At 36.9% G+C, this 21,105-nt stretch carries 15 protein-coding genes; 6 read left to right on the forward strand and 9 right to left on the reverse strand.

The window, feature by feature from the left end:
- Nucleotides 1–8: 8 nt before the first annotated feature.
- The 5 genes from CHB68_RS13925 (at nt 9) to CHB68_RS13945 (ending at nt 7,252) form a co-directional block, all read left to right on the forward strand.
- The gene (locus tag CHB68_RS13925) at nt 9–440 is read left to right on the forward strand and encodes a hypothetical protein (protein ID WP_089261687.1); all 432 of its coding nucleotides are present in this window, start codon (nt 9–11) and stop codon (nt 438–440) included.
- Between the two features lie 224 nt (nt 441–664).
- Nucleotides 665–1,891 (forward strand): DegT/DnrJ/EryC1/StrS family aminotransferase, encoded by a 1,227-nt coding sequence (locus tag CHB68_RS13930; protein WP_089261689.1) that lies wholly within the window; start codon nt 665–667, stop codon nt 1,889–1,891.
- A gap of 1 nt (nt 1,892) precedes the next feature.
- Nucleotides 1,893–2,480 carry a sugar transferase gene (locus tag CHB68_RS13935; RefSeq protein WP_089261691.1) on the forward strand — a complete coding sequence of 196 codons (588 nt, stop codon included), beginning with the start codon at nt 1,893–1,895 and terminating at the stop codon, nt 2,478–2,480.
- A gap of 246 nt (nt 2,481–2,726) precedes the next feature.
- The gene (locus CHB68_RS13940; RefSeq protein WP_089261693.1) at nt 2,727–6,581 is read left to right on the forward strand and encodes a PQQ-dependent sugar dehydrogenase; all 3,855 of its coding nucleotides are present in this window, start codon (nt 2,727–2,729) and stop codon (nt 6,579–6,581) included.
- Complete coding sequence (locus tag CHB68_RS13945; protein ID WP_089261695.1) at nt 6,578–7,252, forward strand: fibronectin type III domain-containing protein; 675 nt, start codon at nt 6,578–6,580, stop codon at nt 7,250–7,252. The genes CHB68_RS13940 and CHB68_RS13945 overlap by 4 nt, the downstream gene beginning before the upstream one ends.
- A 104-nt stretch (nt 7,253–7,356) precedes the next feature.
- Here CHB68_RS13945 and CHB68_RS13950 read toward each other — a convergent pair whose 3' ends face one another.
- The 9 genes from CHB68_RS13950 to CHB68_RS13990 all read right to left on the reverse strand — a co-directional run bounded on the left by CHB68_RS13950 (nt 7,357) and on the right by CHB68_RS13990 (nt 18,224).
- Nucleotides 7,357–8,541 (reverse strand): OmpA family protein, encoded by a 1,185-nt coding sequence (locus CHB68_RS13950; protein WP_245838947.1) that lies wholly within the window; start codon nt 8,539–8,541, stop codon nt 7,357–7,359.
- Nucleotides 8,542–8,658: 117 nt separating this feature from the next.
- Nucleotides 8,659–9,093, reverse strand: coding sequence for a hypothetical protein (locus tag CHB68_RS13955; protein WP_089261699.1), 435 nt, complete (start codon nt 9,091–9,093; stop codon nt 8,659–8,661).
- Nucleotides 9,086–10,225: an N-acetyl-alpha-D-glucosaminyl L-malate synthase BshA gene (gene bshA, locus CHB68_RS13960; protein ID WP_089261701.1), complete on the reverse strand. Its 1,140-nt coding sequence runs from the start codon at nt 10,223–10,225 to the stop codon at nt 9,086–9,088. The genes CHB68_RS13955 and bshA overlap by 8 nt, the downstream gene beginning before the upstream one ends.
- Before the next feature lie 18 nt (nt 10,226–10,243).
- Nucleotides 10,244–13,153 (reverse strand): glycoside hydrolase family 3 N-terminal domain-containing protein, encoded by a 2,910-nt coding sequence (locus CHB68_RS13965; RefSeq protein WP_089261703.1) that lies wholly within the window; start codon nt 13,151–13,153, stop codon nt 10,244–10,246.
- A 93-nt stretch (nt 13,154–13,246) separates the two neighbouring features.
- Complete coding sequence (locus CHB68_RS13970; RefSeq protein WP_089261705.1) at nt 13,247–13,729, reverse strand: ABC transporter ATPase; 483 nt, start codon at nt 13,727–13,729, stop codon at nt 13,247–13,249.
- 38 nt (nt 13,730–13,767) lie between these two features.
- The gene (locus tag CHB68_RS13975; RefSeq protein WP_089261707.1) at nt 13,768–14,559 is read right to left on the reverse strand and encodes a (Fe-S)-binding protein; all 792 of its coding nucleotides are present in this window, start codon (nt 14,557–14,559) and stop codon (nt 13,768–13,770) included.
- An 8-nt stretch (nt 14,560–14,567) separates the two neighbouring features.
- Nucleotides 14,568–15,893, reverse strand: coding sequence for a (Fe-S)-binding protein (locus CHB68_RS13980; RefSeq protein ID WP_089261709.1), 1,326 nt, complete (start codon nt 15,891–15,893; stop codon nt 14,568–14,570).
- A 4-nt stretch (nt 15,894–15,897) separates the two neighbouring features.
- A complete protein-coding gene (locus tag CHB68_RS13985) occupies nt 15,898–16,863 on the reverse strand; it encodes an MlaD family protein (protein WP_089261711.1) in 966 nt (321 codons plus the stop codon).
- A gap of 47 nt (nt 16,864–16,910) precedes the next feature.
- Entirely contained in the window at nt 16,911–18,224 is a 1,314-nt protein-coding gene (locus CHB68_RS13990) for an N-acetylmuramoyl-L-alanine amidase family protein (protein ID WP_089261713.1), read from the reverse strand.
- 144 nt (nt 18,225–18,368) lie between these two features.
- Between CHB68_RS13990 and CHB68_RS13995 the strand changes: the two genes are divergently transcribed.
- Complete coding sequence (locus tag CHB68_RS13995) at nt 18,369–21,092, forward strand: putative LPS assembly protein LptD (RefSeq protein WP_089261906.1); 2,724 nt, start codon at nt 18,369–18,371, stop codon at nt 21,090–21,092.
- The last annotated feature ends 13 nt before the right edge of the window (nt 21,093–21,105 follow it).

A 21,105-nucleotide genomic window follows, 5' to 3' on the forward strand; every position in this document is an offset into this window, starting at 1 on the left:
TAAATTTTATGCTAACTAACTCTTATCCTATTTCATTTACTTCATATGAATTAATAGATGAAAGGGGGCCTCAATTAAATAAAATAATACAAACGGTTGAGGAAATAGATTATTACGGGTATATGAAAAATACAATTATAGGTATGTCTACTTCAATGATTGATACTCTAATAATAGGCAATGAATTTAGATTTACAAATATTAGAACAAGAAAAGATTCATACCTTTGGATAACATTACTAAAAAAAGGATTTAAGGCATATGGAATTAATCAAGTTTTAGCAAAATATAGGGTTCGAACAAATTCAATTTCTGCAAATAAAATTAAAGCTGCGAAAAGAGTTTGGTATCTATATTACAACTTGGAAAAACTTGGAATCTTTAAATCGACATATTTCTTTAGTTTTTATATTTTTAATGCTATAAAAAAAAGAATATAGTTTTATCACCAGATGTTAATTTCTATGCTAATTAACTGAAAATAAATGTAGTAAAATACTTATTTAGACTTAAATTGATTGAATTAAACCATAAATTTTAGTAGTTAAACTAGTTTATTATAATTTTACAAGAAAATTGTAATTCTCACGTTATATTTGTTCTCAAGTATGTTTTTGATAAATTGTACTAGATATAATTGTAATTAAATTCCTAAATATTATTTATGATTCCATTTTCTCCTCCATATATTAATGATAATGTCATTAAAGAAGTGGTAGATTCCTTAAAATCTGGATGGATTACGACTGGCCCAAAGGTCAAGGAATTAGAACACGAAATTGGTAAACTAGTCGGTTTGCCAAATGTACTTTGTGTCAATTCATGGACATCTGGTGCTATTATGATGTTACGTTGGCTTGGATTAGAAAAAGGAGATGAAGTTATAATACCATCATATACCTACAGTGCCACAGCTCTTGCAGTAATACATGCTGGCGGAGTACCTGTTATGGTTGATGTACACGATGATTTTAATATTAATATAGATGCGATACAGAATGCTATAACACCTAGAACTAAAGCAGTAATGTCTGTTGATTTCGCAGGATATCCATGTGATTACAGTGCTATAAAACAACTTCTTTCAAGTGAGAAAGTTATAAGTCATTTTAAGCCTACATCTGAAATTCAAAAAAAATTAGGGCGTATTCTATTTATTTCCGATGCTGCTCATTCTTTGGGTGCGGTATATAAAAATAAAGGTATTGGCCACTTTTGTGATATATCTATTTTCTCATTACATGCGGTAAAAAATATTACTACGGCAGAAGGTGGAGCTATTATAATTAATATGCCTGAACCCTTCAACAACGAAGATTTGTACGGAGAACTTCGATCCATGACTTTAAATTGTCAAACAAAAGATGCTTTTTCTAAATCTCAGGGAGGTAATTGGAAATACGATATTACAGGACTAGGAATGAAAATTAACATGGCAGATGTTAACGCTGCTATAGGCCTTGCTCAAATAAAAGAATACCCTGAATTATTAAAAAGAAGAAAGTCCATTTTTCAAAAATATAATACTGAATTCAAAAAATTAGACTGGGCTATTGAACCACCTATGTCTAGTAACAATAAAGAGTCTTCGTATCATTTATATCCTTTACGAATTAAAAACATAAATGAAAGCCAACGAGATGATATTATTAGTTTAATTAGTGCACAACAAATAGCAGTAAATGTTCATTTCATTCCACTTCCATTATTATCTTATTTTAAGGGATTAGGTTATCTAATAAAAGATCATCCAAAAGCATATGATAATTATGTGAGTGAAATTAGCCTACCTATTTATCCTCAATTATTGGATGAATCTATCGACTTAATAATTAAGACAACCATTGATTGTTACGAACAAGTAATAAGCACTGTTTCAAAAACAGTTTAATATGTTAAAACGTATTTTTGATATATTAATGGCCCTTATTGGGATAATACTTCTTCTTCCTATTTTTATTATTATATCGGTGTTTATAAAATTAGATTCATCAGAACCTATTTTTTATAAACAAATAAGAGTTGGATTGAATAATAATGATTTTAAATTATTAAAATTTAGAACCATGGCTTCAGGATCGGATAAAAAAAGTTTAATAACAATTGGGAATAACGATACTAGAATAACAAAGCCTGGAACTTTTTTACGCAAATATAAATTAGATGAATTACCGCAGTTAATTAATGTGCTTTTAGGAGATATGAGTTTAGTTGGTCCTAGACCAGAAGTTAGACGATACGTTTCTTTATATGATAAATTACAATTAAGAGTTTTATCGGTTAAACCAGGAATTACTGATCTTGCTTCTATTCAATTTAGTAATGAGAATGAATTATTAAAAGGGCAAGCCAACCCAGAGAAATTCTACATTGAAAACATAATGCCTAAAAAATTAAATTTAAATCTTGAATACATTCAGAAAATGAATTTTTTCTATGATTTAAAACTAATTATATTAACTATAAAAAAGATTTTATAAATATTCAAACTTATTTATTTAGATGCTAATCATTTCAAAATTTTTAAATTTATATCTTATCTACTCTTAAAGTTTCTTTTAAATATTAATCTTTTATTTTGGGTTAAATTTTATTTCGATAAAAGCAAAATCAAATGAATTAAATCATATTTTACTTTCCCTAAATTAGTATTTTCGCGCAAGTAATTTAAAATAAAAATTATTTGCGAATTTTATATGTCATCTATTTCCCCCAATTGATATAAAATGAAAATTATAAATACTTTTTTTGTCTTATTGGTATTTGTTTTATTTCACAGCCATTGTTTATGTCAAGATGTTTCTTATCAAGAAGCTTTTACCAATCTAAATTTTAATTTTCCGGTAGAGATCCAGAACAGTAACGATGGTACAAATCGTTTATTTGTTGTGGAACAGCCGGGTATCATAAAAGTGTTCCCTAACAGGGCCAATGTATCCGCAGGCGAACTATCCACGTTTTTAGATGTCAGTTCCATTGTTACTTATAGTGTTGGTCAAGAAATAGGACTTTTAGGTCTTGCATTTCATCCAAATTATGCATCTAACGGATATATCTATATTTACTATATAGACCGTCCCAGCAATTATAGAATTAACATAGCACGCTATCAAGTCGATAGCTCCAACCCAAATAGAATTAATCCAAATTCAGGTTTGGTACTTGCCCAGTACACCAAAAATCAAGGTGATTCTAACCATAATGGAGGTAAAATTGCTTTTGGTCCTGACGGTTATCTTTATATTTCCGTTGGCGATGGTGGTGGCGCCGCTGATCCACAAGGAAACAGCCAGAATTTAAATTCTGCTTTTGGTAAAATATTGCGCATAGATGTTGATATAGATGGTAACAACACCCAATCTCCCAATGGTAGCTATGAGATACCCTCTAACAATCCAAGAGTCGGTCAATCAGGGTTAGATGAACTCTATGCATGGGGTATACGGAATACATGGAAATTTTCATTTGATGATAACGGCAGATTATGGGGTGCGGATGTTGGTCAAAATTCCTATGAAGAGATAAATTTGATTACGAGTGGCGGCAATTATGGTTGGAACAAGTTTGAGGCCAATTCAGAACCAAGTTATGGAAGAACGACCACTTTATCCACATCACCAGATATTAAACCTATATTTTTCTACGACCATAGTGCCTCTGATGTTTCAATAACAGGAGGGTACGTGTATAATGGCTCACTTACAAGCGCAAGTCTTCAAAATAAATACATCTATGCCGATTATATTTCCGGAAGGGTTTGGGCACTAAGTTATAATGCTAGTAATGGGAGTACAAGTAATGAATTGTTGTTCCAGACCAGTGGGCAATACATATCCAGTTTTGGAGAAGATGAAGCAGGTGAACTGTACTTTTCGGATTATGGATCCAGCGTAAAAGTTTATAAATTAACGGAAACGGTTACGGGACCTGTAACCACACCGGTTAATGGTATTGGCGAATGGAAATCAATCACCTCCGGTACAAACGGCATAGTGGAAACAATTGCAGAATCCCCAGCGGAAATGAAATATGTGGGAGGTAATTTTAGTACAGCAGGTGGAATTGGTGTTAATAACCTGGCCGTACTTAACGCTTCAGATGAATGGCAAGCATCCATAAATGGTAGTAACGGTATAATTTACTCCATAGATGTGGCACCGGATGGTACGGTTTATGCCGCTGGTGACTTTACGACAATAGGGGGAATATCCGCCAATAATATTGCCAGATGGAACGGTTCATCCTGGGCTGCGGTAGGAACGGGCACCAATGGACCTATCCTAAAAATAAAGACAGATGCAACAGGTGCCCTTTATGCAGGCGGTACCTTTACAGATGCTGGAGGACTTACCGCAAACAATATTGCCAAATGGGAAAATAATGTTTGGAGTACGTTGGTCGATGCTTCTACAGGTATTGCAGGAACCAATAATGAAATTAGGTCTATTACATTTGACGATAACAATATGATATACGTTGGTGGTAATTTTGACACGGCCGGTGGGGTTTCTGCGGCAAGAATTGCCCAGTGGAATGGCACTAACTGGTCTGCTCTTGGTACAGGTACCAGTGGATTTGTGCAAGCAATCGAATCATCTGGTAATTATTTATATGTTGGTGGAAACTTTTCTATTGCTGGTGGCAATACGGTCAACAGAATTGCCAGGTACAATAAGACCAACCAATCTTGGGAAGCGCTTGGTAACGGTTTAAGCGGTAATGTTAATGCTATTGTATCCAATGGCTCCTATGTTTATGTAGGCGGAACTTTTGACACTGCAAGTGACAACGGAAACGTAGACAAAATAGTGAACAACCTCTCTAGATGGAGTGCAGCAAACGGGTGGGAAGCATTAGGACCCAATACCGATGTGGGTGTAGATGTTAGGGTAAATTCTTTGGCATTTACCAACAATGGCTCCGAGCTCATCGTTGGTGGAAATTTTGGCACGGCCGGAAATTTAAGTACCAACAATATTGCGATCTGGAGTGAGAATTTTTGTACTGAAGATAGTATAATACCTGAATATAGGGTAAACGGAGTGTTTGATAGTGGCAGCAATTCAATTACGGTCAATGAAGGTGATGAATTACTTTTAAGCATATTACCAAATGGCGTAAACTTCACCATTTTATTGCCAAATGGCACCACGGTTAATGGGGATTATGATTTAGGCTCTATGAACACTGCACTTTCCGGATCATATACCTTCGAGACCGAGCAAGGCTGTACGGAAAATTTGGAAATTATAGTTCAGGGCACAACGTCAAATGATACGGACAACGATGGTGTCATAGACGCAAATGACAATTGCCCCAATACACCAAATGGAGAAACCGTAAACGCCAATGGTTGCTCCCAGAGCCAATTGGACGACGATAATGATGGGGTTGCCAATATTGATGATTTATGTTTAAATACCCCAGATGGTGAAGCTGTGGATGTCAATGGATGTTCTTCTAGTCAATTAGATAGTGATAATGATGGGGTGTTCAATAATGTAGATACGTGTCCTAATACCCCTGAAGGAAATACGGTAGATGAAAATGGATGTTCATTAAACCAATTAGATAGTGATAATGATGGTGTAAATGATGCAAACGACGATTGCCCCAATACTCCATCCGGAGATGTAGTGGATGAAAATGGCTGCACCGTTCAAACTCCTTTAGATAGTGATAATGATGGTGTAATAGATGTCAATGATGGATGTCCGGATACCCCTGAAGGAGAACCAGTAGATTCTAATGGATGCCCAATACCACCGCTTGATGGAGATAATGATGGTATTAATGACGATGTTGATCAATGTCCAAATACACCGGCAGGTGCAACGGTAGATGAAAACGGATGTTCGCTTTCCAACTATGACAACGATCAATTTAGAATAACTACCAATGGGGCCACCTGTATAGATTTAAATAACGGTTCCTTAATGATACAATCCAAAAACACAGATAATTTCATAGCCACCCTTACGGGTCCGGTAGAGGAAATAGTTCTGCCTTTTTCAGAAGAACTTACCATATCCAATTTAGCAAATGGTTCGTATGACTTATGTATCACATCCATTAATTTTCCAGATTATTTAAATTGTTCTAAGTTTACAATTGTAGAACCAGAACCGTTACAAGTGCAATTAGATGTTGATAACATAACCAATAGTGTAGCACTTAAAATGCGGGGTGGTAATGAATATACCGTTGAAGTAAATGGTAAGAGCATGGTAACCACCAACAGTGAAATTAATTTGCCGTTATATGAAGATGTCAATATAATCAAGGTAACCTCTAATCAATTATGTCAAGGTATTTTTGAAGAAACCGTTATTTTGGAAAATATGTTTCTCATATATCCTAATCCGGTAGAAGATGTACTAAACATTGATTTGAAATCATTAACTTCAGACACTATAGATATCGCAATATATACTGAAGCGGGGCAATTGATTTCTGTAGAAACATATCTGGTAGAATCAAAAATTATAACCTTGAATACAAGTAATTTGGTAACGGGAGTTTATTTTTTAAAATTAAAAAATGAACAATTGGATAAATCTTTCAAGCTTATTAAGTCATGAGAAAAAGCTTGTTTTTTTTATTGATCGCTACCTGTTTTTCCTGTGGAGTAGATTTAGATGTTCTGGATATACTGGGCACTGATCAGACCATAGCTTTAACCTTTCCAGAAAATGATTCGGAATGTACAGAGGGCACCATAGTCTCTGACACACAGAGCGAATTAGTTTTTAAATGGCTTGATGAAAATAATTCTAGTCCGTATACCGTTCATTTAACCAATGTCTTGGCCGCTAGTACAGAAACATACGATAGCAATGAGCAGGAATTGGCAATTATTTTAGATCGTGGAGTAGTTTACTCATGGTTCGTAACAGGTAAATTGAACACAAGCAGTGAAACCTGGAATTTTTATAATGCTGGCCCTGGTGTGGCATCTACCATTCCATTACCTGCCATAGCCATTTCACCTGTATCTGGCGCTACAATATCCCAAACGAGTACAGCGGTTAATTTAATATGGCAATCGGAAGATGAGGATAATGACATTATTGGCCATGACCTTTATTTTGGGGAAACAGATGACCCAGAAATTTTTGCAGCAGATATTCTTGAAACAAGATTTGATGCCATTGAAGTTACTTCAGGTAAAGTGTATTACTGGAAAGTAGTTACCAAGGATAGTAACGGTAACGAATCAACTTCACCAATATTTACATTTACGGTAGCTTAATAATGTATTAAAAAATTTATTTGCCCCTTAATTAAACTACAATTTTTGAAAATAAAAAACCCCGCACATTTTATAATGAACGGGGTTTTTCTTTTTAATTATTTTTAAAATTCCAATACCTCAAATTCTGACCTTCTGTTGACCGCATGTTTCTCTGCTGGACAATATGTATTGTCATCACATTCATTCAACAAGCGTTGTTCTCCAAAAGCTTCTGTCATTATTCTTTCAGGTGCAACACCTTTACTTAATAAATATTCCTTTGTTCTAGTGACCCTACGCTCTGAAAGCCAATCATTATATGTAGAAGTACCTCTAGAGTCTGTATGAGATGTAACTTTTAATTTTAAAGTCGGTATTTCCTCAAAAATTTCCGCCATTGCATCTAAAACCTTCTTGGAATCATTGTTTACAAATGAGGAGTTCAAATCAAAATAAACATTGCCCAATTGCTCTATTCTTGACTTTATGGCCTGCTTCTTACGATTAAGCTCGTCTAATCTTTTCTTTTCCGCAGCGGCAAGTGCATCTTCCTCTTTCTGCTTTTTCAATTGGGCTGCCAATAATGCCTCTTCCTTTAGTCTATTGACTTCATTGATAGAATCTCTTTGGCGTTGCTTTTCTTTTTCAATAGCGGCCATAAGCGCCAATTTTTCCTCACCGCGTTTAGAAAGCCCTTTTTCAATACCAAATTGGTAAACCACACCTGCGGCGTGCTGTATATGGTTGGTAACCTCATTACTGGTCGTCATGGCCCATTTACCAGTTGAGTTAAAATCTAGTCCCCAACGGTCAGAAAACCACGTTCTAAACCCAACAACGGCATTATAGGTTCCCCTACCCTCATTATTGGCATCGGTATAACCAACACCAACTCCAATATAGGGGTCAAACCATCCGGTCTGACCAATAATTTTATTTATATCATAGGTTACCCTACCATCAAAGGCATAATAAGGTATATCTTCTAGAATAATCTCCCCATCTATAATATTCCCCTTCATATATTTGTTATACGATCCTATAGCTTCAACCCCTAGACCATTTTTAAAATATCTTCCAATGCTTACGCGAGAAGGATAAGGTACAATATTCCATTCCTGTCCAACATTGAAAATACCATCGAACACATTTCCTGAATCATCTACGGCATTTAAACCAACACCAACAATCCAAGAACTTTGAACAATGCTATCCTTGGAAGTAATTTGTAATTCATCTTGGGCAAAGGCAGAAAAACCAAAGCCTAGTAAAACCAAAAAAGTTAAAAGTTTTGAAGTTTTCATCATAATTAATTTGGGTTAAGGTGTAAAATTAAGAGAAAGTATTGAATTCTTTATAGAAGTACTATGAACAACATTATAAATCGATAGTATGTTGAAAATCCGCAATTTACCGGTGAAATCTTATTCTATGACAACAGATTCCGCATGAATTGGGAGTTTGTAGACGGTTACGGGTCTGGTTATTGCAGTCAATTCCGTATTCTTTTTAGACTTTGTCTTTCGCAAGATGAGATTTTTACCTGTACGTGATTTAATTTTTAAACCGGAATTTACATTTTCTTCCCCCGGGCTCCATACGATAACCAGCTCCTTACTAAAATCAATTTTTGGTATTGGCAGTCCTGGTTTTCTTGTTCTATTGAAAACTCCAAAAAACTCAGAGAGCGACCTTTGATCTTTGATGACCAAAAACTGTTCTGTGTTATGCCCACCATAATTATCCTTTACCAAAATCTCCATGGTTGTTGAATCTGTATTTGCAGTACTTTGTTGTCCTTTACAGGACAGCAAGAAGAAAAAAGCCAAACTGCCGGTAATCAATATAGATTTAAGCATTGTTAAACCGTCCTTTATAAGCTCTTTGATATACCTCCTCATATAAGGGCAAGACTTTTTGAATATCGAACTTATGGGCTTCTTTTACCGCATTGTTCTTAAATCTTTCCAACACTTCATCATCACTTAAAATAGTAAGTGCCTTAGAGGCCATATCTTCAATATCACCAACCTCACTAAGAAAACCGCTTACACCATCTTTATTGACTTCTGGTATACCACCGGCATTACTGGAAATTACCGGCACCTTATTGACCATGGCCTCCAATGCCGCAAGACCAAAACTTTCTGTTTCGGAAGGCAATAAAAACAAATCCGAAAAACATAAAATTTTATCTATCTCATTGCTATTGCCAAGGAATATAACCTTCTCCGCAATGCCCAGATCTTCACATAAACGTTCCGCTCCCTCTTTTTCCGGCCCTTCACCTACCATAATCAATTTAGCAGGTATGGATAGTTGAATCTTGCTAAATACCTTTACTACGTCTGCAATTCTTTTAACTTTTCTAAAATTACTGATATGGGTAATAATACGTTCATCATCATTGGCCATATTTGACCGTTGACAATCGGTAAAGGAAGTACTGTATTTTTTAGTGTCTATAAAATTAGGAATCACTTCAATTTCACCCTTAATATCAAAAATTTCCAAAGTGCCTTTCTTTAGACTTTCAGATACGGAGGTTACAACATCAGACTGATTAATACTAAAGGTTACGGCAGGTTTATAAAAAGGATGCTTGCCTACCAAGGTAATATCCGTACCATGTAAGGTCGTAATCATAGGCACATAAATACCTTCTTCTTCTAACATCTTTTTAGCCATATAGCCCGCATAAGCATGCGGAATGGCATAATGCACATGCAACAAGTCTATTTTATGTAATTTAATAGTATCTACCAGTTTACTTGATAGCGCCAACTCATAGGGCTGGTAATGAAATAAAGGATACTCCGGTACATGGACCTCATGAAAGAAAATCCTATTGTTCAATAATTCTAAACGAACGGGTTGTTTATAGGTAACAAAATGGACTTCATGTCCCCTATTGGCCAGGGCAATTCCTAATTCTGTTGCTACAACGCCACTACCGCCAAAGGTAGGGTAACATACTATTGCTATTTTCATCATAGCAAAATTACCTTTTTAATTTAAAATTGAGTCGTAAATAACTTGTTGAATTCTAGTTCTTAACCCAGATTTAACTAAAAGGGTATTGGAAGCAGACGGATACGTTCTGTTCGATAAAAAAACATACACAATTTCCTCCTCTGGATCGGCCCATGTGTAAGTACCCGTAAAACCGCTATGTCCAAAGCTTTTTCTGGAAACACAGCCACATGTTGGGCCGCTATGCTCTAACTGCGGTTTGTCAAAACCTACTCCCCTACGCACGTTTTTATCGCAAAAATAACAGGTATTGAATTTTTTAACGGTCCGGGAATCAAAAAACTTGACACCCCCATAATAACCATCTTGTAAATACATCTGCATAATTTTTGCCACATCATTGGCATTGCTAAATAGCCCGGCATGACCACCAACCCCACCTTGCATGGCTGCTCCCATATCATGAACATAGCCTTGCACAGTTCCGTACCTATAGTAATTATCCTCCTCTGAAGGGACAATGGCTTGCTTATTAAACTTATCCAAAGGATTGTACGTTGTTTTGTTTGCCCCTAGGCGGCCGTAAAGAAAATTTTGCGTTAAAAAATTTAATGGTTGGCTATAGTTCTTTTCTATTACTTTTTTCATGACATAATAGGGAACATCACTATAGCGATATCTGTTGGGCTTAAGGTCTTGTCTCCCAATTCTATTATATATACTGTCTTGATAAGCATCTGTCAAATATAGCTGGTCGTATACTTTTGTAGAAAAACCCGGCATAGGTTCCGTTCTATAAAATTCAGAGGAAGGTTTCCTATCCTTGTCCAAGGTATCGATATAAAATGCGATCCAAGCGGGCAAACGTCCATAATGGGAAAGAGCTTTCAGAACGGTTACGTTCTTTATTTCCGTATCAGAATAGTTGGGGACTAATTCCTCAAAAGTATCATTAAGTTCAATAGCTCCCTCTTCTTCCATTTTCATGACCATGGGCAATGTTGCAAGTATCTTGGTCAATGAAGCTAGATCATATATATGTTCATTGGTAATATTTTCTTTACTATCATAAGTAGGTTTACCAAAACTTTTTTGATAGACGACCTTTCCTTTTCTGGCTACCAATATTTGCGCACCCGGGAACATCAAACTATCCAAACCACCCTGGACCATACGGTCTATATTGGCCAATCCTTTGGAACTTAACCCTACCCTTTCCGGCAAGCTATACCCTAGCCTACTCAGAGATGCGGTCTTAATACCTGTATTGACCGGAAACTCCCTATGTGACGAAACCGGCAATTTACCGGATGCACCAACCGCCCCAAACAACACTTCAGCTGTTTTCTCCTGAGCTATATCACTATTTTGATACGCCATGACAACGGCATCTACACTTGCTAAATTTGCAATAGCCGAAAGTGCATATGGTTTTGCAAATACACATAAAATTAAATTAGAGGTCCGTTCATTGGCTATCTCCTGTAAGTCCCGTAATTCCTTATCCGAAAATTTGTATGATTTCCATGGGCTTTCATTGCTTTTATGGTGGCCTACGATAACCAGATTAAATTCCTTTAGTTTTATTTTTAACTGATTAATGTCATTTGCCTCAACTACCGTTACTTCTGTAAATTTTTGGAGGGCTTTTAAAAAAGCCTCGTTTTCCGCATCGCCAGATTTTACGTAAGCTATTTTTTTATTGTTCAAATTTTTAATGGCCACAAGGTCCATATTATTCTTTACCACGGTAATGGCATTTTCTATAGCTTCTTCATAAATGATATCGTTCTCCAGGCTGTTCAAATCCTCATATAGCCGATCTATGATCACGGGCCTGTAATTTTGTAGACCGGCCTTATATTTAGCCATAAGAATTTTTTTGACCGAATATGCCAAACGTTGTTCAGTTAACCTCCCTTTTTGATAAGCATTGGTTAATTTCTTCTTGGCACTTACAATATTTTCCGGCATTAACAACATATCGTTACCGGCCATAAAAGCTTTTAATTCTACCTCACCATCCGCACCTTGGGTAGAAACACCTTTCATATTAAGGGCATCTGTAAATATCAGTCCTTCATACCCCAAATCCTCTTTCAATAGTCCCGAGATAATCTGTTCAGATATAGAGGAGGGCATACCCTTTTTCAGCTCCAAGGCAGGAACCTCAAGGTGTGCCACCATTATACTACTTAATCCTGAGGCTATTACCTTTTTAAATGGATAAAGTTCTAGACTATCCAAACGGTCTTTGTTAAAAGGTATTACCGGTAAATTATGGTGAGAATCTACAGCGGTATCACCGTGTCCGGGAAAATGTTTTCCATTTGCCAAGATCCCTGCACGCTCCATTCCTTTGATAAAAGCAATTCCTTTTTGGACAACATTATCACGATCCTCACCAAACGAACGGTTTCCAATGATAGGATTTTCAGGATTAGTATTAATATCCAGATCAGGAGCAAAATTAATATGGACTCCAAGCCTTTTAGCATGTTTACCGATTTGATACCCTACTTTCTCCACGATCGTACTGTCCTGAATTGCTCCTAAAGTCATATTCCATGGAAAAGCATATGTAGAATCCAATCTCATGGACAAACCCCACTCGGCATCCATCCCAATTAACAATGGGATATTTGCAACACGTTGATATTCATTGGTTAGTTTAGCTTGGCGAACTGGTCCGCCCTTAGAAAAAATGACACCTCCCAAATGCTCTTTTTCTATAAGATCTTTAATTGCATTGGTTGACTGTTTGCTCTGATCTGAAGCAACACTTACCATAAACAACTGACCCAATTTTTGATCTAAACTCATTTGGGCATACTGCTCCTCTACCCAACGTTGCTGTGCAAGGCTGTCTACAGTGACCAAAGGATTTTGGGCATGGGCAACAAACCCATAAAAACAAGCAGTTAATATAACTAAAAATAAGCGCATAGTACGATGTGTAATGAGATAACTATAATAGAATTAAATTATTGTATTTCATCGATAAAACCCAATAAACAAAAGGAAAATGAAAGTAGTCGTCTATAAGAAACGGGCATGCCAACTTTCTGAAGCCGGCACTTCCCAAAACTCTTGGTATTCACCTTTATCGGTTACCAAATTATTGAAGACTATGGTATTCTTGGATATGGCTTTTTGTTTGGCCATTGCTTTAAAATCAAGCAAACTTTTATAGGCAATGAATTCACCTTGCTTATAAGACACATTCATTTTATCAAGTAACATTACATCATATTTTTTCTCCAGCTGCTGTATAAAATGTACAGAGGCATCTATAGAACAACCTGTGGCATTTTGTGCACTTTGATCTAAAGCAATGACGATAAAACGTCTATATCTTATTTCATAACCAGCGTTTAGATCATTGCCATGCGCCGTCCACCCCTGTAAAAAGGAATCCAAGTCCGTTTGTAACGAAACAAGTTCTTCTTGGGTGAAAGACCTGTTGCATTGATATATCCAAACTCTGGCGTTATCCGGTAATGTATTGAAATCTACTAACAAGTTATGTTATTTTAAAAGTTAAATTGGGACGTAGCATATTATAAATCTTCTGCAGTAGCTATTAACTCTGCGATATCCATAACGGCAACACTATTTTCTTTTTCTTTATTTTTTACTCCATCGGTCATCATGGTATTGCAAAAGGGACAACCTGCAGCAATGATTTCAGGTTGTGTTTCCAACGCCTGTTCTGTACGTTCAATGTTAACATCCTTATCTCCTTTTTCAGGTTCCTTGAACATTTGGGCACCACCAGCCCCACAACAAAGTCCGCGCTGCTTACAATTTTTCATTTCTACCAGTTCTGCATCTAATTTTCTGATTAGATCTCGTGGCGCTTCATATACGTCATTGGCCCTACCTAAATAACAAGGGTCATGAAAGGTTATACGTTTACCCTTAAAGGTACCGCCCTCCATAGTAATTCTACCTTCGGAAAGAAGTTGTTTTAAAAATTGCGTGTGATGAACAACCTCATAGCTACCTCCAAGACCAGGGTATTCATTTTTAATGGTATTGAAACAATGCGGACATGCCGTAACTATTTTTTTTATCTCATAGGCATTCAGCACTTCAATATTGGTAACCGCCTGCATTTGAAATAAAAATTCGTTCCCTGCACGTTTAGCTGGATCTCCGGTACAACTTTCCTCAGTACCCAATACAGCAAAAGACACATTGGCCTTGTTCAGAATCTTAACGAAGGCTTTAGTGATTTTTTTTGCTCTATCATCAAAACTACCTGCACACCCTACCCAAAATAAAACTTCAGGTACTGTACCAGATGCAAAAAATTCTGCCATTGTAGGCACTTTTAATTCGTTTGCCATAATATACTTTAAGATTCCTTACTCCAGTTTAAACGGTCCATTTGATTAAATGGCCAAGGTGCTCCATTATTTTCAATATTACCCATCATGTTATTCAAATCTGAAGGAGCCGCAGATTGTTCCATTACTAAATACTGCCTCATATCCATAATTATGGACAAAGGATCTATACTAATGGGGCAGGCTTGCACACATGCATTGCAAGAGGTACATGCCCATAATTCTTCTGGGGTAATATAATCATTCAATAATTGTTTGCCATCATCCACAAACTCCCCTTTGTTTTTATCCATAATGGCGCCAACCTCCTCCAATCGATCACGCGTATCCATCATGATTTTTCGGGGTGATAATTTTTTACCCGTTTGGTTTGCAGGGCATTCACTTGTACATCTTCCACACTCCGTACAAGTATAAGCGTTTAAAAGCTGTACCCAACTTAAATCCTGAACATCAGAAGCACCAAACTTATCAGGTACCGCCGCATCCTCTGCTGGTTCCGCATAAGGGTCTGCTTCTGGATCCATCATCATACGCACTTCATTGGTAACGGCATCCAAGTTTTTAAACTGTCCTTTGGGGGTCAATTTTCCATAATATGTATTTGGGAAAGCCAAAAGAATATGTAAATGTTTGGAATAATAGAGGTAATTCAGAAAAAACAATATTCCAGCAATATGCAACCACCAAGCTATTCGTTCAATTAGAATTAAGGTTGATACGGACATATTTTGAAAAAAAGGCGCTATAAAACTACTTATCGGATATGAACCGGCATTTACATAATGCTCCGCACCCATTTGCTGTAATTGATAATCTGCCCCGTTCATGGTCAGAAAAAGTACCATTAACACAAGTTCAATATAAAGAATAAGGTTACCATCTTGCTTTGGCCAACCTTTCATTTCCGGTTTTAAAAAACGCTTGAGCTTTATAATATTTCTTCTTGCCCAAAATATAATCACCGCTACAATGACCAGAAATGCAAGAATTTCAAAAGATCCAATTAAAAAATCATACACCGGTCCTAAAACGGAAAAAAGCCTATGTGTTCCTAATATACCGTCAAGGATAATTTCAAGTACTTCAATATTGATTATAATGAAACCTACATAAACAATGATGTGCAATATTCCTGCTATTGGCCTAACGACCATTTTGGTTTGTCCCAAGGCTATCTTAGCCATGTTTGTCCAACGTTGTGCTTTGTTATCCGTAAGATCAGCATCCTTACCTAAGAAGATATTTCTCTTAAGTCTTGAAACATTTTTGACAAAAAAACCGATCCCAGCGACCAGTAATACGATAAAAATTATATTGGGGAGATACTGCATATATTTATTCTTCTATTTTCTCTGCGGGGTCATCTTCAGGAACCGTATATTCCTTTTGTTTTTTGCCGAAAACCGAAACGTTGACATAGCGTTTGGGGTTCAACCTAAAATCCTGTAAGAGCAAATCCAGCTCTTTACTGGAATTATTTAAATTATTGTAAAGTTCCTTGTCCGTCATTAACATGCCTAAAGTACCATCACCGCTTTCTATTTTTTGTGTTACCTCGTTCAAGTTTGCCAAGGTAGCTTTTAAACTGGTTAACGTTTCACCCAATCCTGCCGCATTTAAAGAATCGGACAAGTTTGCGAAATTTGTGGTCAACTTCTCAAAATTTTGCAAAGAATTATCCAAACTTTCTTTATTGCCATTTAGAAGGGAATTTAATGAAGAAGCACTACCGTTTAAGCTAACGATAAGGTCATTTAACCCTACAATAACTTCTTTCAACTCTTTTTTTGTTTCTGTATCCAATACGGAATTTACATTTACCAACACTGAATCCGCACCAGAGATTGCAGATTCAAATTTACGCACCAACGGGGTAAGTTTCTGTTGCGCCAAATCTGTAATACCAGGTCTTGTCTGTGTTGTAAGGGTATCTCCTGATTGCGCTTCTCCCGTAGCATCAAAAACCGGTTTGATCTGTAATCCTTTACCACCAATAATTCCGGTATCATACAGTTCTACCACACTATTCTTTGAAAATTTAAATTCGTTACCAACCGTGAAAGTTACCAACAAATTTCCCTGTGCATCTAAAAACTTAATATCATTGACCTTCCCTACATTAAAACCGTTAATAGAGACCGAGGTGCCCGGCTGTAAGCCTCCAACGTTAGCATATACTGCATAAAATGTTTTGCTATTGTCAAATATGGGAGATGATTTTAAGTAACTAAACCCCATTATGAACAATAGAATTCCTCCTATAACAATAATACCCGTTTTTAATTCTCTAGATAGTTTCAAGCAAATATAATTTTAGTACTCTCAAAATTAGGAATAAAATTTACACTTTAAGGGGTTAAATCAGAAACCTGGTCAATTGCTTCTTGAATAGGAATTCTTTCCCCTAGTCTATATGCCACAATGTATGCGGTTTTGTACCCTTTATCAACCGCCCTGGACTGCATCATTTTGGCTTCCCTGTAAGATTGAGTTTCTCCGTACATATATCGGTACAAATTTTTAAAAGGTTCTTGTGACAAGTTGGTCAAACCTTTAAAATTAGCAGCATCAAGCGGCACATTTTTACTACTTGCCATTAATTGTATTTTAAAAACTATAGAAGACGCTACTTCCTTGGGCGTTATGGCCTCTTTATTCTTTTTGACCTCCACTACTGGCTCGTCGATGATTTTTTCAGGAATCTCATTTTTAGTAGTAGCTGGTGTAGTGGTGGTCTTGGCCACATCGTTTTCTTTTTGAACTGCCGGTTCTTCTTTTTTTACCACAACTACATCTTTCTTATCTTCTATTTTCTTGACCGCTTCATCCTTAATAGTATTTGCCTTTGTCTGCGCTACTGTAGTCTCAACAACACGCTCGGTAGGCTTGACCCCTTCCTTATAATTTAAGATAGCCTGGGCAATTGCCTTTCCCATTTCGGTCTGGCCTTTTTGTGAGTTCAGATAAGCACCCTCATCTTTATTGGTCAAAAAACCGGTTTCAACCAACACGCTGGGCATAAAGGTTTGATGCAAAACAATGAACCCTGCTTGCTTTACCTTTCTATCCGTTCTTTTTAAGGATTTTGAAAAATTTTCCTGAATCATGGTAGCCAACGCCACACTCTGATCTAAAAATTCTTCCTGCATAATCGTAAGTCCTATTACGGATTCCGGCGAGTTGATGTCGTAATCCGCGTACCGGTTCTCGTAGTTATCCTCTAAATAAATTACGGAGTTTTCTTTCTTGGCTATTTCAAAGTTCTGTTTGTTTGCGTGCAACCCAAGCACAAAAGTTCCCGCTCCATGGGCGTCTGATGTATGGGAGTCACAATGAACGGAAACAAATAGGTCCGCGTTGGCCTTATTGGCTATTTCCCCTCGTACGAAAAGATCTACAAAAGAGTCGTCCTTACGGGTATAGATCACCTTGATATCCTTGTTCTGTGATAACAACTCGCCCACCTTTAACACAATATTCAATGCAATTTTCTTTTCTAAATAACCATTGCCCAAGTTACCTGGATCATGACCTCCATGACCGGCATCGAGCACCACAATAAAGGGATCGTCAGATTTGATTTCTTCCACGGGAACAACAAATGATTGAAGCAGAAATGTCGTTGCCAAAACCAGTAATGTGCAAATAGCTTTTATTTTCATAAGTATTAGGGATTCTCTAGCCCCATATAATGGTTAAATTTATTGTAAGACCCTACATAGGGAATAAAAAATATATGTAAGTTTGGCATCTGAAACAATGGCTCATTGTACTGCCAAACCTTTACAAAAATAGGATATATAGCCTTGCAATCAAACAAACAACACTTACTTTTCCTATTAGCCATTATTATTGGCTCCTTTTATGTCCATGCACAAGAAGGTAAGATTACACCGTTAAATATCAAAGTTCAGGTCGATAGCATCTCTGCACCACTGTTCCCTATTGAGCGTGTAAGGGACACCACCGTTACAGACTCGTTGGCCATAGATTCACTAAATCAAAAACCACCTTTGCTATTAGATAAAATAACCTATAAGGCAAAGGACTATGTAAAACTTAGCCAAAAGGAAAACAAAATATATCTCTATAACGAGGCTGAAATCTATTATCAGGATACCGAGTTAAAAGCCGGCATCATCATAATGGATTATATAAAGAATGAAGTCTATGCAGGCAGAATAAAAGATTCTTTGGGTAATTATAGTCAATTACCCTATTTTAAACAAGGTAGCAATATTGTCATCCCAGATTCCATACGGTTTAATTTTGACACTCAAAAAGCGTTGATCTGGAATTCACGCACAGAACAACAAGCCGCCGCCGGCGCACTAGGTAGTGATGTCATGAAGGTGTATGCGGAAATTACCAAAAAAGAAAACGATTCTGTTTATTTTTTAAGTGAAGGAAAGCTTACCACCTCTGCAGACACCATTAATCCAGATTATTATATTCGCATTAGAAAAGCCAAGTTTGTCCCCAAGAAAAAAGTAATTGCCGGATTCAGCAATCTTTATATTGCAGATGTACCTACACCTATTGCTATGCCTTTTGCCTATTTTCCCTTAACGGTAGGCAGGTCTGCAGGCGTGCTGATGCCCTCTTTTGGCAATGACCCCAATACGGGCTATTTCTTACAGGATATGGGGTATTATGTTCCTTTGGGCGATTATGCCGATGTTACCTTGTCCGGAGATTTTTACACCAATGGAAGCTATGCGTTCAGGAGCGCCTCGCAATATATTAAGCGCTATAAATTTAGGGGAAATGTTAATTTAAGGTTTGAGAATCAAGTAAGAAGCCAAAAAGGATTTAGCGATTACAGTCTATCACGTAATTACAATATTCAATTTTCACATTCGCAAGACCCAAAATCCAGTCCAAATTCAAGGTTCTCTGCGTCCGTAAACTTAGGTAGTAGCGAATACTACCGCAACTCACTACAGCAACGCAACTTGCCTAATACGCAAAACAATACCTTATCCTCCTCTATTTCATATTCCAAGACGTTTCCCGCGTATCCGTCCGTAAATATGAGTTTAACGGCTACCCATTCGCAATTGACATCACCAACGGCAACGGCTTCGGACACGGACAATATCAATATGACCCTCCCTACTTTTCAAGCAAGCATGGAACGTATATATCCGTTTGCAAAAAGGGACGGAATTAAAAAAGGAATTATACAGAACATCAATTTCCAATATGACGTCAATGCACAGAACAGGTTGACCACCAATGATGAGGATTTTCTGACCGCTAGAATGTTCGATAATGCAAAAGTTGGGGCAAGACATCGCATTCCTTTAAACACCAACTTTAAGGTCGCCAAATTTTTTAGTGTCAGTGTAGGTGGTAGTTATGAGGATGTTTGGACCATGGAAACGTATAACAAAAGTTTTGATCCGGAGACTGAAACAGTTATAACCGATACCATAAGTGGGTTTGACAGGTTTAACAAATATAATTTTAGCAGTAGTGTAGGAACTACCTTGTACGGTACGTTTAATTTTGGGGAGGACAAAAAAATACAAGCTATACGCCATACTATGAGACCTTCCATAAGCTATGGGTATGCCCCATCATTTGATCAGTTTTATGATGAGTATATAGATGAAGATGGTGAAGTAGTACAGTTCAGCAGGTTTCAAGGTTCCCTTTATGGAGCGCCTTCTCTAGGTAAATCCAACAGTTTAGGGTTTTCGCTTGCCAATACGTTAGAAGCCAAAGTACGGGATAAGGACAGTACTAAATTAGAACCTAAAAAAGTATCGTTATTAAGTAACTTCAACATCTCTACAGGGTATAATTTTGAATCTGACTCTTTACGTTTAAATCCGTTGAACATTAATGGCGGTACCAATATATTGGACAATAAAATGTCCATTAACTTCTCCGCAGCTTTGGATCCATACGCCATTGACAATAACGGTACAAGAATAGACACGTGGAATGCGGATAACGGTGGGAGCTTGTTTCGCCTTACTAGAGCCAATGCAAATATTTCTTATGCCATTAGTAGTGACATGTTCGGCAAAAAGGAAAAAGATGACAAAGAGGACGAGGAGGAAGACCCGTTTGACTACGTAGCCCAAAGCGGCGGAAGGGACGACGACCTATTTGGCAGGGCAGATAATTTTAATGACAATCCTATTGATAAAGATAAGGGGCAAGATGTAGAAAACCCTATTTATGGAACAAAAATACCGTGGAACTTAAGGTTGGCCTATTCCGCCAGCTATTCCAACTCTGCACGGCAGAACGAATTTAGCAGCCACTCTTTAATGTTTACGGGAGATATTGAACTGGCACCCCGCTGGAAAGTAGGTGGTTCATCCGGTTACGATTTTAAGAACAAAGGTTTTACGCTTACCCAATTAAGGTTTCAACGTGATCTTAAAAGTTTCTCCATGCGTTTTAACTGGACACCTTTTGGACAATACAAAAGATGGTATTTCTTTATTGGTATAGATGCTTCTATTCTAAAAGACCTTAAATGGGAAAACCGCAGTCAGCCCTTTAGTAATTAATATAAACGACCAA

The sequence above is a fragment of the Maribacter sedimenticola genome (assembly GCF_900188415.1).
In the GTDB taxonomy this organism is placed as follows: domain Bacteria; phylum Bacteroidota; class Bacteroidia; order Flavobacteriales; family Flavobacteriaceae; genus Maribacter; species Maribacter sedimenticola.